The organism is Rhizobium sp. CB3171 (assembly GCF_029714265.1).
Lineage (GTDB): Bacteria > Pseudomonadota > Alphaproteobacteria > Rhizobiales > Rhizobiaceae > Rhizobium.
In genome coordinates this window covers 2,814,519-2,831,118 of the sequence record NZ_CP121653.1, presented here as the reverse complement: position 1 = coordinate 2,831,118, position 16,600 = coordinate 2,814,519, and the positions used below count along the sequence as shown (strand labels likewise).

The 16,600-nt window shown below is 57.8% G+C and carries 15 protein-coding genes and 2 pseudogenes; 8 read left to right on the top strand and 9 right to left on the bottom strand.

Annotated features, from left to right (window positions below):
- Positions 1–333 precede the first annotated feature (333 nt).
- Positions 334–699: a DUF488 family protein gene (locus QA648_RS32065; protein ID WP_260304584.1), complete on the bottom strand. Its 366-nt coding sequence runs from the start codon at positions 697–699 to the stop codon at positions 334–336.
- Between the two features lie 202 nt (positions 700–901).
- Here QA648_RS32065 and QA648_RS32060 point away from each other — a divergent pair, with 202 nt between their 5' ends.
- Complete coding sequence (locus QA648_RS32060) at positions 902–1,051, top strand: entericidin (protein ID WP_104827804.1); 150 nt, start codon at positions 902–904, stop codon at positions 1,049–1,051.
- Between the two features lie 134 nt (positions 1,052–1,185).
- The gene (locus QA648_RS32055; protein WP_283052996.1) at positions 1,186–1,902 is read left to right on the top strand and encodes a hypothetical protein; all 717 of its coding nucleotides are present in this window, start codon (positions 1,186–1,188) and stop codon (positions 1,900–1,902) included.
- Here the strand turns inward: QA648_RS32055 and QA648_RS32050 are convergent.
- Positions 1,840–2,700, bottom strand: coding sequence for a tetratricopeptide repeat protein (locus QA648_RS32050; RefSeq protein WP_283052994.1), 861 nt, complete (start codon positions 2,698–2,700; stop codon positions 1,840–1,842). The genes QA648_RS32055 and QA648_RS32050 overlap by 63 nt on opposite strands.
- Before the next feature lie 220 nt (positions 2,701–2,920).
- Between QA648_RS32050 and ftsZ the strand changes: the two are divergent.
- Both ftsZ and QA648_RS32040 read left to right on the top strand, forming a co-directional pair.
- Positions 2,921–3,874 (top strand): annotated as a pseudogene (gene ftsZ / locus QA648_RS32045) (cell division protein FtsZ); the annotation flags it as partial.
- Between the two features lie 191 nt (positions 3,875–4,065).
- A complete protein-coding gene (locus QA648_RS32040) occupies positions 4,066–4,281 on the top strand; it encodes a hypothetical protein (RefSeq protein WP_260304580.1) in 216 nt (71 codons plus the stop codon).
- A 34-nt stretch (positions 4,282–4,315) separates the two neighbouring features.
- On the opposite strand, the gene QA648_RS32035 is transcribed toward QA648_RS32040, so the two are convergent.
- Together QA648_RS32035 and QA648_RS32030 are read right to left on the bottom strand one after the other, a co-directional pair.
- Positions 4,316–4,906, bottom strand: a complete 591-nt coding sequence (locus QA648_RS32035) for a YigZ family protein (protein WP_104828001.1) — start codon at positions 4,904–4,906, stop codon at positions 4,316–4,318.
- A gap of 323 nt (positions 4,907–5,229) precedes the next feature.
- Positions 5,230–5,838 carry a TetR-like C-terminal domain-containing protein gene (locus QA648_RS32030; protein ID WP_283052993.1) on the bottom strand — a complete coding sequence of 203 codons (609 nt, stop codon included), beginning with the start codon at positions 5,836–5,838 and terminating at the stop codon, positions 5,230–5,232.
- A gap of 110 nt (positions 5,839–5,948) precedes the next feature.
- Here QA648_RS32030 and QA648_RS32025 point away from each other — a divergent pair, with 110 nt between their 5' ends.
- The 4 genes and pseudogenes from QA648_RS32025 to repC all read left to right on the top strand — a co-directional run.
- On the top strand, positions 5,949–6,638 hold the full coding sequence (locus QA648_RS32025) for a PspA/IM30 family protein (protein WP_104827798.1): 690 nt from the start codon (positions 5,949–5,951) through the stop codon (positions 6,636–6,638).
- A gap of 37 nt (positions 6,639–6,675) precedes the next feature.
- The gene (locus QA648_RS32020; protein ID WP_104827797.1) at positions 6,676–6,957 is read left to right on the top strand and encodes a YiaA/YiaB family inner membrane protein; all 282 of its coding nucleotides are present in this window, start codon (positions 6,676–6,678) and stop codon (positions 6,955–6,957) included.
- A gap of 90 nt (positions 6,958–7,047) precedes the next feature.
- Complete coding sequence (locus tag QA648_RS32015) at positions 7,048–10,443, top strand: acyl-[ACP]--phospholipid O-acyltransferase (RefSeq protein ID WP_283052990.1); 3,396 nt, start codon at positions 7,048–7,050, stop codon at positions 10,441–10,443.
- A 79-nt stretch (positions 10,444–10,522) separates the two neighbouring features.
- Positions 10,523–10,675 (top strand): annotated as a pseudogene (gene repC / locus QA648_RS32010) (replication initiation protein RepC); the annotation flags it as partial.
- Here repC and QA648_RS32005 read toward each other — a convergent pair.
- The 5 genes from QA648_RS32005 to QA648_RS31985 form a co-directional block, all read right to left on the bottom strand.
- The gene (locus QA648_RS32005) at positions 10,672–11,556 is read right to left on the bottom strand and encodes an MBL fold metallo-hydrolase (protein WP_283052989.1); all 885 of its coding nucleotides are present in this window, start codon (positions 11,554–11,556) and stop codon (positions 10,672–10,674) included. The pseudogene repC and the gene QA648_RS32005 sit on opposite strands and share 4 nt — an antisense overlap.
- A 202-nt stretch (positions 11,557–11,758) precedes the next feature.
- A complete protein-coding gene (gene serA / locus QA648_RS32000; protein WP_283052988.1) occupies positions 11,759–12,997 on the bottom strand; it encodes a phosphoglycerate dehydrogenase in 1,239 nt (412 codons plus the stop codon).
- 261 nt (positions 12,998–13,258) lie between these two features.
- Positions 13,259–13,897: a YcxB family protein gene (locus tag QA648_RS31995; protein ID WP_283052987.1), complete on the bottom strand. Its 639-nt coding sequence runs from the start codon at positions 13,895–13,897 to the stop codon at positions 13,259–13,261.
- A gap of 417 nt (positions 13,898–14,314) precedes the next feature.
- Positions 14,315–15,685 (bottom strand): MATE family efflux transporter, encoded by a 1,371-nt coding sequence (locus QA648_RS31990; RefSeq protein ID WP_283052985.1) that lies wholly within the window; start codon positions 15,683–15,685, stop codon positions 14,315–14,317.
- 92 nt (positions 15,686–15,777) lie between these two features.
- Positions 15,778–16,581 (bottom strand): MoaF C-terminal domain-containing protein, encoded by an 804-nt coding sequence (locus QA648_RS31985; RefSeq protein WP_283052983.1) that lies wholly within the window; start codon positions 16,579–16,581, stop codon positions 15,778–15,780.
- Positions 16,582–16,600: the final 19 nt, after the last annotated feature.

The window sequence follows — 16,600 nt, the reverse complement described above, 5'->3', positions numbered from 1 at the left end:
CTGTCCCTCTTGGCGGCCTACACTCGTTCTATCGGCCGCCACCCGCTAACAAAGGCCATGATTCTGTGTTTTCGTCCAGCAAAATAAGGTTAGAGCAATCCTAACGCCGTTTCCCGGCTAAACAACGAATCACGATTCTCCCTGTTTTCTCCATCGGTTAGCCGCATTGCCCGATGAAGCGCCCATCTTGATTAGCGCTTTGGCATAAAGAGAAATGGTTGCGTTCGAGCGACCGAATTCGCCTTCGAGCCTCCAAACATTATGATGAGTCGCGACTCATTTTCGTGTCGATCGACCGCTAACATTCCTCGTTTCCTGTTTAAACCGCGCTGGTCACGAGCCCCGATCTTCCAAGGTCTTCAGAAACTCCAGAAGCACCACTGCATGGTTGTGAACCGGATCCTTCGCGCCATACAGCAGTGTCACCGGTCCATCCTCAAAATGAAGCAATGCCTGCACCGCCGGATTCGACGCCAGTTCCTGCCGGTATCTTTCCCGAAAGTCCATGAACCGCTCCGGCCTGTGATCAAACCACTTCCGGAGCTCCGGCGATGGAGCCACTTCCTTGATCCAGTCGCTCAGTTCCGCATCTTTCTTGGATAGACCGCGTGGCCACAACCGATCGACAAGCACCCTGCGACCGTCTTCGTTCGAGGGTTCGTCATATACCCGTTTCAGTTTCAGAAGCGAATGAGCCATTCCGAAAGCCCTCGCTATTTCAGAGCCTATTGCCGATTACATAGCCCGCAACCATCACACCGGCAATCCGAGATGCTGCCATCTTCATACCCTCCACGTCCGTTGAGAATCGACCCCTATGCGAGTTTCGGATCGGCCTTCCTTGAAAAGAAAAGATGCGCGGTTAAATTGAATCCATACCATTCCATGGGGAGATTTAACGATGCTCAAAGTCTCACTCGCCACTGCAATGCTGGTCCTGTTGACGCTATCGTCTTGCGCAAACACGGTAAAGGGAATGGCGAAGGATGCAAAAGAAACCGGCCAGGCGATGGATTCGAGTACGCATCGGGTGCTGAAGGCATCGAACTAGCCTAGTTCTCTGACGCCGGCCGCAAATTGCTCTGCGGGAACGAGCGCACGGCCGTGTATCAATGCGAAGATTCCCATGATAGCGTCCCCCAACTCGTCGGTCTTGACCGGCGGACAGCACTGGAGGCGGGCGCAATGCGTATTATTTTCCGATGTGACCCGGCCTTGGCCGAATATCTGCCGCGTCCCGTCCTTGCTCGCAGTGCGCTGCCGGACTGGCTGCGCACTATGCCCAACACCGCCTATTCGGCAATTCACGGTCGCGACGTGCGCACTTTGAAGCAGTGCCCTCCCGTGGTCGATGCGATGGCGTATGGCTTCACGATACTTTTGCCGTGCGATGTGCTTGTGGATAAGGGTGCCTTTTCCTGGAATTGGGATATTCCGTCGCCAACCACCGAGCGACATCCTCGATCGCCGCTCAGTTTTCATACGCCTGGGCAATTGACCGGCAGCCCGTTTGAAATCGCCGGGCAGGCGGCGGTCAAATTCAACAGTTTCTGGACAATCCAGCTCGATGATGGCTGGTCGCTCTTTGCAACACATCCCATCAACCGTGCCGATCTTCCCTTTCGGCTTGTCACAGGCCTTGTGGATTCCGACCGGTTTACTGACGGCGGGATCAATTTCCCGGCAATTTGGACTGAACCTGAATTCTCGGGGATCCTGGCCCGCGGAACGCCGGTCGCACAGTGTTTTGCGGTTCCACGCAGCATGCCCGAACTTGTTTTTGAGGAGTTGGATGAGCAACGGCAGGAAGCGTATACGCAGACGGTTGCCACCGTGCTTTCAACACCGGGCGTCTACCGCAAGCGATTTCGGGCCAAGCGCGGTCGCTCCGCTAACCAATGATTGACGCAGAACCTCCTCGTCGAGCCACAGCCGACCGCACGGCGCCGAGGTAAGAGCCATGGCAATGACGCCAAACGTGGATGCGTCCAGCGCATAAGCCGTCGAGAAGGCCGCCATCGCCTCGTCCATTCTGCCCGCCTCTTGCAATACGACACCCAAGTTGACGGCCGCCTCCGGCGCATCTGCGTTCATTTCGAGCACACGTTGGTAAGCCTCGGCTGCGCCAACCAGGTTCTGCAGATCGTGCCGCACGAGTGCTAACTCAAACCAAATTTTTGGATGGTCTTCGAGGGCAACGGCGCGTTCGAGCAGTTGCTCTGCTTCAACGAGGGCGCCACGTTCTCTCGCTAGCGAACTGAGCCGATTCAAAGCTTCCAGGGATGTCGGCTTGGCATTGAGAACCATGCTCCAAGCATCGCGTGCAGCCGACTTGTTGCCCATCTGGTCGAAAATTCGGGCTTTCTCGACAAAAATCTCTAGCCGGACTTCCAGGCTTGCCGCTTTCTCAAGCTGCATCAATGCCGCTTCCAGTTTATGCTCTGCTCGATAAATTTTACCGGCGAGAATGAGGGCGGGGGCGTTCCTTGGTTGAGCTGCAAGACTCTTCTCTATTTTTTCCCGAGCACCGGAAAAATCTTCTTCTGCAAACAGAATGGCTGCCAAAAGATGAGAGAGCGACGGATCCGATGGAAACTGATTTAAACCGGCTTCGCAAAGCTGCTTTGCCAGCTCACGATTGCTCTCATTGAACGCCGCTATCGCGTTCGCAATGATCGCCAAACGCTCACTTTCTTTCATGCGCAAGCCATCCAGATGCTCCCGACCGCAATACCCCGTATCGCCATGACGGAGTTATCCGCCGCCGATATCGAGCCGTCAATTGTGGAATTTCATCCGCCCGATTGCGCTCAAACGGTCGGCCTTTGCCCTGTCAACGCCTTGTTGCGCTTCTACGATGAACCGCGACTCGCTGTTCGAAGCGATAAACGTGCGACCAAGATGGATGAGGGAAGTAAACATGACGGACGCCAAGAGCGGCATCTCTGGCCTAAGGCCAAACATTACTGTCATTGGCGTAGGCGGTGGCGGCGGAAACGCGATCAATAACATGATTGCTGAAAATCTGGCGGGTGTGGACTTCATCGCGGCAAACACGGACGCCCAGGTCCTCGCGACATCGAAGGCAGCTCGCCGCATCCAGCTCGGAGCAAATGTAACCGAAGGTCTCGGTGCAGGTTCGCTGCCGGAAGTTGGCCGCGCGGCTGCCGAGGAATCGATCGATGAGATCATGGATCATCTGAGCGGTTCGCACATGTGCTTCGTCACCGCCGGAATGGGCGGCGGAACGGGGACGGGTGCGGCGCCGGTGATCGCACAAGCTGCCCGTTCGGCTGGCATCCTAACCGTCGGCGTGGTCACCAAGCCGTTTTCGTTCGAGGGCAATCGCCGCATGAAGACAGCGGAGCTCGGCATCGAGGCGCTGCAGCAGGCAGCCGATACCGTCATCGTAATTCCCAATCAGAATTTGTTTCGCATAGCCGATGCAAAGACCACTTTCGCGGATGCCTTCATGACCGCCGATCGCGTGCTTTATTCCGGCGTTGGATGCATCACCGATCTCATCGTCAAGGAAGGCCTGATCAACCTTGATTTCGCTGACGTGAAATCGGTCATGCGAGGTATGGGCCGAGCTATGATGGGCACGGGCGAAGCGACCGGGGAAAACCGTGCGATGAGAGCGGCCGAGGCGGCAATCGCGAATCCGTTGCTGAACGACGTTTCAATGAGAGGTGCGAAGGGTGTTTTAGTCTCGATCTCCGGCGGCTCGGATATGACGCTCTTTGAGGTGGACGAGGCAGCGAGCCGCATTCGCGACGAAGTGGAAGGCGATGCGGAAATCGTCATCGGTGCGATCTTCGACCGCAATCTCGACGGTAGGTTCCGCCTCTCTGTTGTGGCGACCGGATTGGATGGCCGCAGAATGCTTGAACCGATGGACGCCTTTGTTCGGGATTTGGATCCGAAGCATACGCTACAGTAGCATGCGAGATTTTCGATGGGGCGGGAGAGAATTGAACGCCGAGGTGCCGGTCGGTCGCTTCGGCAGGCGACGGTCCTGCGAGGTGATGCTAGGATCAGGGCGGCAAAGATAAGGGAACTGAGATGCGCAAGTTTAACGTTATCGTCGCGAACGAAATCGAAGCTGATACCGCCGAAGAGGCCGCCCTGCTCATGTACCAGGAGCTGACGAAAGGGCAGCCACCGCTTCATTTTTCGGTCATGGATGACTCAAACTCCACTACCAGCATAACGCTGGATCGTGAAAAGGCAGATGAATTTGCCAGCATCGACCATACCGCAGACCCCGGCAACTGGTAACGAGATAGGTTCAAGAGGAGCGATCGAATTAAGATCAGTCGTCCATACGAAGCGACGAGCGCCCGTTTGTAAGATCATTTATGAGTTGTGCGACGGCTTGGACATCCTCTTGAGGCAATTGGATTGTCGCGTCGCAACCTTCGTCGGTGAAGTGCTGTTCGACAATGCGAACCTGATCGAGCGAGGCGAGGCGTGCCTTTACGAGAGCCAGATCGCTAAACTGAATTTTCGCTTGTCCGGCGATCATCGGCGTAAAAGCGATGAGCTTCGCTGCCCGCAGGCAGGCTGCGGCGCTCCCGCCATAGGCTCGCACGAGACCTCCCGTCCCAAGCAGAACGCCGCCGAACCATCTGGAAACGACCAGAATCACACGGTCAACTGACTGCCCGTCGATTGCAGCCAATATCGGCTTTCCGGCTGTCCCGCTCGGCTCGCCATCATCCGAAAAGCGGTAGGCTTGTCCGATGCGCCAGGCCCAGCAATTGTGATTGGCCCCTGTTGCTGTGGCGACGGTCTGAAGAGCCAGTTTCGCGGTCTCCTCGGTATCGACCGGGATTGCGACGGCGCGAAACGTGCTCTTCTTGATGATCTGTTCGAAACTGCACTGCTCTTCAAGGCGAAACATCTTAATCCCAGCGATATGGAGTGCGGTGCTTGGTTCCAAATCCATCGCAGGAACCATGTGCAGCAACCATAGTTTCTCCATAAATGATGGAGGCGCAAATGTATCGCGATTTAAATGGGTTCTATGGAGGAGGAGGGAGCCCTCGGAAGCCGGAAAGAAAGCCTCCGCACTTGACGCCGGGTCAGCAGAAATTGCTGATGTGGGCGCTCGGACTTGAACTCCTGCTCCTATTTTTAGCCCCGATCGGCGGCGTCTCTGTTGTCAGCGCGTTACTGTACATAGCGCGATGATCGGGCACGCCATTCCCAATCCCCTGGCATGCTTTAGCCCTGCCTTGCCGCGGCTCCGGCCGCGACTGTCAAGATAAAGTCGTCGAGCTCCCGTTCCAGGCTTTCGACCGGCAGGCCGACGAACCGCCCTTCGAGGCTGATGCTGACGACGCCGTGAACGGCGCCGAACAAGGTTCGCGCACGGATGGCGCGCGCCGTCTCCGACATGGTCGGCTGCAGTTCGGCAAGCGGCTCGGCAATGATGCCCATCAAAAACATGTGCTCTTCCAGATGCCATTCGGGGCTCGGACGATTATCCGGCGGCCGATGGTCGAAGAGCGCCTTCCATAGATTGCGATGAGCGACCGCGAACCGCAGATAACCGCGTGCGAGGTTGCGCAGGCGGTCCGTCGGCGTGTGATCCTTGACCTCCGCCAGCGTCAGCGAGGCTTCAAGCGCCTTCAGCGTCGACGAATTGACGTGAATGACGAGATCGTCGAGATCGGCAAAGACCGTATAGAGACCTCCAAGAGCGCAGCCGACATCCTGCGTGACGTCGCGTGCCCTGAGGTTGGAAAGGCCGTCGGCCGCGATGCGATTTCGCGCCGCCTCGATCAGCCGCAACCTCAGATCCTCGCGCTTTTCCAGGGTTTTTCTCGCCATTAACCATTCCAATCCGATTTTTGAACGTCGTTCAAAATTATTCTTGAACGTCGTTCACGATTCTGGCATACATCGTTTCATGAACATCGTTCATAAACGGGAGACGACAAATGTTCAATTCAATTCTGACGCTCATCCGCGGCCGGGCCTACGATGCGGAGCAGGCGTTCATCGATCGCAATGCCGTGCCGCTGCTTGCGCAGCAGATCCGCGACGCGGCGAGCGCCATCCAGTCGGCGCGGCGAGCAGTGGCGGTTGCCATTGCGCAGAATGAGCAGGAAAAGAGCCAGCACATGGCGATCACCGCGCGCATCGCGGATCTGGAAACCCGGGCCATTGCCGCCCTGCAGAAGGGCAGTGACGAGCTTGCCCGGGAAGCGGCAGAAGCGATTGCCCAGCTCGAGGCCGAGCGCGATGCCTCCGAGAAGGCGCAGGCGCAATTCATCCAGACGATCGGTAAGCTCAAGGCAACCGTCCGCGCATCGGAAGCGCGTCTGCAGCAATTGCAGCGTGGCGAGCGGCTGGCTCGTGCCACCGAACAGACACAGAAGCTTAATGCCGTTAGCGACGCCGCCGCTGGCCTGGTTACGCTCGACGAGGCCGAGGAAACGCTTGCCCGCCTCCAGGCCTATCAAAATCGCTGCGAGATCACCGCATCGGCCATGAAGGAAATGGACGCCGCGAGCCGGCCCGAAATCGTCATCGAAAAACTCGCCAGCGCCGGCTTCGGCGCACCGCTTGGCCCCTCGGCCGATGGCGTGCTCGCCCGCCTTCGCGAACGCATGAATTCAGCAGCCTGAAACCAAACACATCAAACACATAAGAGAGGATACGATCATGAACGACAGCTTCCAGAAACACTCCCAGGCTTGGGTCAGCTTTTCCTACATCTCCTTCGGCGCCGCCGCCTTCATGCTGTTCGTCGGTCTCTACATGATGCCGATCGATCTCTGGGGCAAAGGCTATCTCGCCATGGGCATCCTGATGCTGGTGCAGACGGCGGTCAACGTGACCAAGACGATCCGCGACAATGCCGAGGCTGACAGGCTGATCCGCAAGGTAGAGGATGCCCGCACGGAAAAGCTGCTGGTTAAGTTCAATCGTGACGGTCAGGACTAAACTTTATTAACGACGCCGCAGAGTTGTATCCGCGCTCAACCTTTGCGTAATAACTCTGTGGCGTCTTGTTGGCTGAATGAGGGGTACGCCATGCAAAAGCACTTAATGAGATCGAGGAAGTTCGCGCCGCTGTTTTGGACGCAGTTCCTCACCGCTTTCAACGATAATTTTCTCAAGCAGACTCTGGTTTTTGTCATTCTAGCGCAGATGGCGACGGAGGGTGCGGCGCTGGTGACGCTTGCCGGCGGCATCTTCATCGTGCCGTTCCTGCTCTTGTCGGCGATTGCCGGCGAACTCGCCGACAAATATGACAAGGCGAAGATGGCTGAGCTTCTGAAGCGATGTGAGCTTGGCGTGGCAGCGATATCCGTCGTCGGCATCGGCTTCTCGTCCATCTGGATCCTGATGCTCGCCCTTTTCGGCTTTGGCGTCATCTCCTCGCTCTTCGGGCCGATCAAATACGGCATCCTGCCGGATCATCTGGAAAGCCGGGATCTTCCCAAGGCCAATGCCTGGATCGAGGGCGGCACTTTCATCGCCATTCTCACGGGCACCATGGTTGCGGCAGTCGCCTTCCGCGAGGGCGAGAATGTCTGGATCTTCGGCCCGATGATGATGGGGCTTTCCATCCTCTGCTGGTTTGCTGCACGCATGATCCCCTCGACCGGTTCCAAGGCGCCGGATCTGGTCGTCGACACCAATGTCGTGCGTTCCAGCTACAGGCTCGTGAACGAACTTCGCGCCGATAGCCGCATCTGGCGCGCCTCGTTGATGAACTGCTGGTTCTGGTTCGTCGGCTCGTTCATCATGTCGATGCTGCCGGTCATGGTGACCGACATTCTCGGCGGCTCGGAAATTGTCGTCCCTGCTTATCTGGCGATCTTTGCCATCTCCGTTGCCATCGGCTCGGCCATCGCCGGCTGGATGGCTGCAGGCCGCATCGTGCTGCTGCCGGCGCCCGTGGGCATGCTGATTGTTGCGCTCTTCGGTCTCGATCTCGCCTGGAACCTGTGGGGCCTTCAGTCGACCGCCCATGCCGAAACCATTCTTGCCTTCTTCGCCGGGCCGAAGACCATTCGCGTTGCCATCGACCTCGCCGGCATGGCGATCGGTGGTGCCTTCCTGGCCGTTCCGACTTTCTCGGCCATGCAGAGCTGGGCACATGAGGATCGCCGCGCCCGTGTCATCGGCGCATCGAATGTCCTGTCCGCTCTCTTTATTGCCGTTGGCTTGGCGCTCGTCGCTGTCCTGCAGGCTATCGGCCTGTCTGTTCCGGTCATCATTCTCAGCATCTCCGTGCTTAACATCGCGATCGCCTGGGTCATGCTGAAAATGCTGCCGACCAACGCCTTCCGCGATCTCATCTCCATCATCTTCCGCGCCTTCATGCGGCTGGAAGTCGAAGGTCTTGAAAACATCCGCAAGGCCGGCCCGGCGCCGATCATCGCGCTCAACCATGTGAGCCTGCTCGACGGTGCTCTGGCGCTTGCCATCACCGAGGAAGAGCCTGTCTTTGCGATCGACTATGCCTTCGCCAAGAAATGGTGGGTGCGGCCGCTTTTGACGAAGTGCAAATTCCTGCCGCTCGACCCGACGAAGCCGATGGCGACGCGCTCGCTGATCAAGGTGATCCAGGATGGCAGCCCGGTCGGCATCTTCCCCGAGGGTCGCCTGACCGTCACCGGCACGCTGATGAAGGTCTATGACGGCGCGGCCATGGTCGCAGACAAGACCGGCGCGATGATCGTGCCCGTTCGCATCGATGGCCTGGAAAAGAGCTACGCCTCCTATCTGACCTCGAGTCACGTTCGTCGCCGTCTCTTCCCCAAGGTCAAGGTGACGATCCTTGAGCCGGTCAAGCTCGACGTTCCGGCAGAACTCAAGGGCAGGAAACGGCGCATCGCGGCCGGTGCCGCTCTCTATCAGATCATGTCGACGCTGATGTTCCGCACCGCCGACACCGACAACACCGTCCTCGGCCGCGTCATCGAAAGCGCCCATGAATATGGCGGCAAGAAGCTCGCCGTCGAAGATCCGATTGCCGGCAAGCTGTCCTATGCCAAGCTCCTGACCGGTGCTGCGGTGCTGGGCGCGAAGTTCCGGAAGATGTTCCCGAACGAGAAGACGCTCGGCGTCATGCTGCCGAACGCCAATGGCACGGCCGCGACCGTCCTCGGCGTCATGTCGGCGGGCAAGGTTCCGGCCATGCTGAATTTTACGGCCGGCGCTACGAACATCCTGTCGGCCTGCCGGACGGCAGAGGTCAAGCATGTGCTCTGCTCACGCGCTTTCATCACCCAGGCCAAGCTCGGCCCGGTGGTCGAGGAACTCGAAAAGCACGTGACGTTCGTGTGGCTGGACGAACTGCGCACGCAGGTCACCTCGCTCGACAAGATCGTCGGCCTCGTCCGCAAGTACCGGCCGCTGGTCAAGCGCAGTGCCGATGATCCGGCCGTTATCCTCTTTACCTCCGGTTCTGAAGGTGCGCCGAAGGGCGTGGTGCTCAGCCACCGCAATATCCTCTCGAACGCAGCCCAGGCGGCCTCGCGCATCGACTTCCACCCCGGCGACAAGGTGTTCAACATTCTGCCGATGTTCCATTCCTTCGGCCTGACGGCGGGCACGATCCTGCCGCTGGTTTCGGGCGTGCCGGTGTTCTTCTATCCGTCGCCGCTGCACTACCGCATCGTGCCGGAGCTGATTTACGTCTCGAACGCCACCATCGTCTTCGGCACGGATACGTTCCTGAACGGCTATGCGCGCACCGCTCATCCTTACGACCTCCGGTCGATCCGCTACATCTTCTCGGGCGCCGAGCCGGTGAAGGCGTCGACCCGCGAGGTCTATATGGAGAAATTCGGCCTGCGTATCCTGGAAGGCTATGGCGTGACCGAGGCAGCCCCAGTGATCTCGCTGAATACGCCGATGTACAACCGCACGGGAACGGTCGGCAAGATCATGCCGGGGATGGAATGGAAGCTCGATCCGGTTCCCGGCATCGACGAGGGCGGCCGTCTTCTTATTCGCGGCGCCAATGTGATGGCCGGCTACCTGCGCGCCGACAATCCCGGCGTCCTCGAGCCGCTGCGGGAGGGCTGGCACGATACCGGCGACATCGTCACCATCGATGAGGACGGTTTCGTCAAGATCCGCGGCCGGGCCAAGCGCTTTGCCAAGATTGGCGGCGAAATGATCTCGCTTGCCGCCGTGGAGACCCTTGCCGCGCAGCTCTGGCCTGGTGCTCTCAGCGTCGTATCGGCTATACCGGACGCGAAGAAAGGCGAGCGTCTTATCCTGCTGACCGATGCGCCGGATGCGAACCGAAGCGATTTCCTGGCATTCGCTAAATCGAAGGGCGCCACGGAAATGATGGTCCCTGCCGAAGTCACCGTCGGCAAGGTGCCGGTACTCGGCTCTGGCAAGATCGATTTCGTGACGGCGCGCGCCGTGGCGATGGAAGGACTGTCGCAGTCGCAAGCGGCGTGAGTTTCGTACCTGGGCAGCAAAGCGGTCGGTGGTTAACGCCTGCAATGCGCCCGGGCCGAAAACCGCGACCGCGGTGACGAGGGCAGGGCACATCAACAATGCGGGTGGTTATTTGCGTAACTTCACCCGCAAAGCGGAACGAGGCGAGTTTTCGCTTGGACCGATGTTGATGGTGTGTTTCAGGTTCCTGCTTAATCGAGCGGATAGGCCGACAAAAGCCTATCCGCACTAAATGAACGCAAACGTGGCTTTTCGCGCTTCGACAGCCGCGCGAAGGTTCGATTTGTGGCAGTTCTCGTAGAAGACGACGGTCTCCGCCGGCATCGCAGCCGGGACGTTGACAAAATCCTGTAGTCGTAGGCCGGGTCGCTCGTTTAGAGCCGGATCAGCCAAGTGTTCATCAGCTAGTTCGGCGACGCGGTCGCGCAATGCTGCGAAGTAGGAAAGGTTTTCGTCCACGATAGCAGGTGCAGAGGTTTGGCCGTGCGCGAGGACAACGTGATTTGCCTTCAAATCACGGATCCGCTTCAACGACGAGCAAAGCGCACGTAGGTCAGCCGGAGCTTTGCTCCAAACTTCCGGAATCGGCGTCTCGACTGCGTCGACGGCCAGGCAGACACCGATCTCGGGAATCCACACAGACACATGATCGGGAGCGTGGCCGGGCGTATGAATGAGCTCCAGCGTGAGATCCCCGCCATGAAGCGTCATCTCCTCGCCCGCAAAGGTGATATTGGGGGTGATGATCTCGATATCATGGAACCGCGCGCTTTCCTGCATCTTGTCGCTGAGAGTTTGTCGGGATGACGGATCACGCAACCGCTCGAGTGCTTTGGCATGCGCGACGATCGGCACTCCGCCGGGGAGTGCCGCATTGCCCCAGAAATGATCCCAGTCCATATGGGAGTTGACGACAACGAGCGGTCGATCTTGCAAATGTCCGCCAAGCAGTTTGAGTGCCCTCGCACAGAGGGCCGGGGTCGCCAGCGTGTCAATCAGAACATTGAATCTCTCGGTGCGGACGAAGACGCTGTCGACTTCGTCCGCTGCTCTGATAATGGCGATGCGATCGTCGAGATCGGGATAAGAACACAATTCAACGGTGATATCCATCAAGGGCAGCTTTCAGTGGTTTTCGGCATAAGGCCTGTCGAAAGATCGCAATGCCGCGCCAGAGCGCATATCACTGTTCTTCCACACTATCGGCTTTTCTTAAGTGACGGGACTCGCCCCTTGCGTGAATCTTAGCCTGATTGGGTCGCTGGCGACAAAGCTCTCTCAGAAACACCTAGAGAATGCCAATTTCCCACCGGCGTCAGTAAACCAATCGAGCTCGTATCGTCCCCGGAATCTGGCGAAGCGCGTCAAGTATGTCATCCGGCGTCTCGCCAACGTCCTCGACTTCAATGACCACGTAACCCGTTTCGCCGTAGGTCTGCAGGAACTCACCGACGATATTCAGTCCACGGGACGAAAAAATCGTATTCAGATTGTTCAGGATGCCAGGGCGATTTTCATGAACATGGATGAAACGCGTTCCATTTGGACGTGGCGGCAATTGAACCTGGGGAAAATTGACCGCGCCCAGCGTCGAGCCGACGTCGGAATACTCGACAAGCTTCCTGGAGACTTCCCTTCCAATGCGCTCCTGGGCTTCTTCGGTCGACCCGCCGATGTGCGGAGTGAGAATGACATTATCCAAGCCTTGCAGCGGCGTTTCGAAGCGCTCGCTATTTGATGCCGGCTCCTTCGGGAACACATCCACAGCCGCACCCGCGAGATGTCCTTCTTTCAAAACCTTGGCAAGCGCTTCGAGATCCACCACGGTCCCGCGCGAATTGTTGATGAAAATGGCTCCCTTTTTCATCCTGCGCAGTTCGGCTTCAGTGATCATGTTTTGCGTCGAACTGGTTTCCGGAACATGCATCGTCACATAATCCGAGATTTCGAGAAGCTCGCCGAGCGTTGCCATCGACTCTGAATTGCCGTGGCGAAGCTTATCTGAAGGATCGAAATAGCGCACGATCATGCCCATGCTTTCCGCAAGGACGCTAAGTTGCGACCCAATGTTGCCGTAGCCGACGATGCCCAGCGTTTTCCCGCGCACCTCACGACTGCCTACGGCCGATTTTTCCCACCCACCTTTGTGGGCGGATGCTGAACGCGGGAAAATCTGCCTCGTCAGCATGATGATTTCGCCGATCACAAGCTCTGCAACCGAGCGCGTATTCGAATAAGGCGCGTTGAATACGGGGATTCCGCGTCGACGCGCTGCATTCAGATCGACCTGATTTGTCCCCACGGAAAAACAACCGACGGCGATAAGCTTTTTGGCGGATCTGAAAATTTCGTCTGTCAGATGTGTGCGTGAACGAATTCCGATAATATGCGCATCGGCTATATGACTTTTGAGATCCTTGTCATCCAGAGCCTTCGGCAAATGCGTGAGATTGACGTAGCCGGACGACGAAAAGTAGTCCACGGCGCTCTGACTGATGCCCTCAAGCAGAAGTACGGAAATCCGATCGCGCGGAAGAGAAAGATGTCGGGTCATTTGAATTGCCTTCGATTGTCGCATTCGATTAAGCCGAGGTCGCTTGTCGGCCAGAGAAACGCACAGATATGGCAACATGCTTTAGCGACCATCCGGCGGACAGCGCAAGAACAAACTCAACCATATTTGGCGGCAAAGGACCACGCCCATGGTCGACGACTTTTGGGGAATCGGCTCATAACCGATCGAAGATGAGAAAGCACGTTCGGCGATGTTTTGCGAGCGAGCGCAAGTGTTGTCGCCGCCCGAGGCTGCGTTCCTTCAATCGGGAAGATTGGCCCGTCCGCCAGCGCCGAGTCTGGCGAGAACTGGCGGCGAGGCGATCGGACGCCTGGACCACTTCAAAATATAGTCGCGGAAATGCTGTCGTTCCTCTGCGGAAGCGAAAATGCGATCAGGCCAGACATGCGCCCATGTCTTGGACATCCAGAAATAAAAAGTGCCATCTTCTTCCTCGATCGCGCGGAGCGACGGCCACGGGCAGCTCAGCGTCTGACCGTTCGCTGTAAAGCGGATACCTTCCTGATCCACCCATGCCTCGACCGGTACGCCCGCGCCGCCATTTTTGACCAGCCTTCGACGATACATGGCGCGCAGCAGCCCGCGCGCCGGCTTGATCAGGACGACCGTTGCCAGAGCGCATAGAGCCACCGTCGCGGCGACTACCAAGACAAACCGCACCACGTTGCCGGAGCGCCAGCTATCGTAGCTTGTGATGAGAGCGACGAACAGCGCAATGAACGAGATGGCAAGCACGGAAGACCGCAGTGGCAGTAGCTGGCGCGTCGTGTGCTGAATCGCCAGATGATCATCCAGGGTTAGTTCAAACACCTTATGGAAACCCGGCTCACGGCTTGCCGGCCAGATTTTGGGAACCGAAGTGCGGGGAATCTCAGACATAAGATGACCTATTGCAGAGTGGAGACTTCTTTTCCTGACACACATGGCCGAGGTGGATCGTGCAATGCGGGGTAGCAGAGCGACCATCTCTTGCTCGGATTATTTCGACAAGCCCCTGGTTAAATACGCGGGCTATTTTTGTCACGGAAACCGAACCGCGAAAGTCTTAATTTTCATCAATACCTATTTAGAAACCTACAGCCGATAGACTCCCTGCCGTCTGAGTTAATATGGAAACGCGGAGTGACATGCTGATTGGCTACATGCGCGTCTCGACCGGCGAGCAGAATCTCGATCTCGCCGGCGCGATCCCTTTCCAATCCAGTCAATGAGGTTCAGGTACTCGTCACAGCCGTGGCAGCAAACAACTAATACTTGTCTGCTCCGGGCGCGGCCGTAGTTTACTCAGCCAGCCCTTCATCGAGGTCGCCGAGCAAGTATCGCGAAGCGAACGATCAGCGAAACGGCGGCAGCACCGAGACCGGCGACGAAACCAAACCATATCCCAATGCCGCCTAAGCCGAGCGGGAATGCGAGGACGTAGGCGCCGAGGAAGCCTATACCCCAATAGCTGGCGATTGCGAGTGTCATCGGCACGACCGAATCCTTCAGGCCGCGAGTGAGACCCGCCGCGACCGTTTGCAGGCCGTCGAACAGTTGAAAGGCGCCCGCAAGCGTGATGAAGGGTATTGCCAGCTCGACAACCTTCCCGGCGTCGGGCGCGGATGCATCGATGAAAAATCCCGCGAGAAGCCGTGCTTGCGAAAGCAGCAGGCTACCGCTTAGCAATGCGAATAGCGCTGCCATGGCGAGTGCGGTGATCCCGGTCCTGATGATGGCGCTGCGGTCGGCGCGGCCCGCTGCCAATCCAACTCTGACGGTTGCGGCCTGCGAGAGGCCGAGCGGGACCATGAACGCAATGGCGGCCAATTGCATGGCGACGCCATGTGCGGCGAGTTGAAGTGTGTCGATCCAGCCGATCATGATGGCTGCTACGGAAAACAGGCTCATTTCCGACAGGATCATCATGCTGATGGGTATGCCGTGGCGGAGCACTTCCGCGAGCGCTGGCCAATTCGGCGTGAGCATCTCCTTGTGAAGCGCAAATTTCCTGCACTCCGGAACAAGTGCGATGTAAATGGCGAGACAGAGTGCGAACAGCACTTCCACTGCAACGGCAACCCAGGCCACACCCTTCAGGCCGTATGCGGGAAAGCCAAAATGGCCAAGCGCAAATGTGTAGCCAAAGATCGCGTTGAAGACGACACATATGAGGTTGACGTAGAAGATGATGCGTGTCCTGCCCATGACACTCAAGAACGACTTCAGCACCATGAACGCCAATGCAGGTGCAACGCCGAAGCCCATGATCGTCAGATAGGACGCAGCCTTCGCGACCACGTCAGGCTTCTGTCCCATCCAGAGCAAGACGGGCTCGCAAAACAAAAATAACGGCAAAACCAAAACGGAATAGGCCAGCGAGGCCCATACTGCCATGCGGATAAAGCGGCGCGCGCCATCCCTGTCTCCGCGTCCAATGCCTTGGGCGACGAGCGGCAGGATTGCGATCGAAAACCCTGAGCCAAAGTACAGGATCACGAAGAAGTATTGGATCGACAGCACGATGCCGGCCAGGTCCATTGCACCCAGACGACCGACAATCATGACATCCGTCGTATTGATGGCAAGCTGCGCCAATTGTGCGCCGATGAGAGGCAGGCCGAGGCGGAGCGTTCCGGAAAAGTGTTCGCTCCAACTTTGCCGGTGCGCATTGTTCGATTGATCCATGTCTAACCGCCTCGCTCGCCGTGACGTCGGACGACGCGCGGCTGCCCCCTTGCTGCTCTTTTGATTTCGGCAGGCGCCGTCGGCATGTTCGGCTACGGAGCGAGCGCCGCCGGTTTCACAAGCGGTTCGGGATAGTTTGTCTGGCTGAGGATCATTCCGTACGCGCCGAAGGTGAAATGGGTGATCTCGTTCGTCGCAGGATCCCGCCCGAGTGCCGCGCAGTACGAACGCAGCCCGGAAAAGTCCAGTACCATGCCAGCGGCCATGACCATCACTTTCTCGGAAAATGTGAGGAGATAGATGTCTTCCCGCAGCCTGAACATCTGGCAAGGATCGATGTCGGCCTTCGGATATTCCTCACCTTTGAGGCAGTGCCACGCGTACCATTCGGCGTTGAGGTATATATGTTCGTAAACGTCGTCCTCGCTGTAGATCCACATCGCGCGACGACCAAACAGATCGCTCGTTTGCGCAATCTTTTCCCCCTGCAGCGCCTGGTCGGCGACCCTGCCGAGCGTGACGGTCTGAATGACGGCCGGTTCATTGCCGATTTTTTCACCCACGACGTTCTGAATGAAGACGACTTCGCCGGAACGGAGATCAGCGACAAAGCTCATCGATGTGCGAAGATCGTCCGCATGCTGGAAGGCAATGAGAAACAGATCATCGGCGACCCTCTGTGCTTCATAGGTTTCGTCGCGCTTGACGGCCGCTCCCCGCGAGCTCCAACGCATCTTCTCCGCATCGACGAACTCGAAAGAAAAATCCTGGCCGTTGCTCAGTTCGAGATCGATCTTTCGCCCGGCAAGCTCGGCGCTGCGCTCAGCTTTGTTGGCAGTAAAATTCGCACCAAGGCCGAGGGCATTGTCGGACTGCGGCATTACCTGTTCGTTCATCGCAATGTTCCTTTACGGG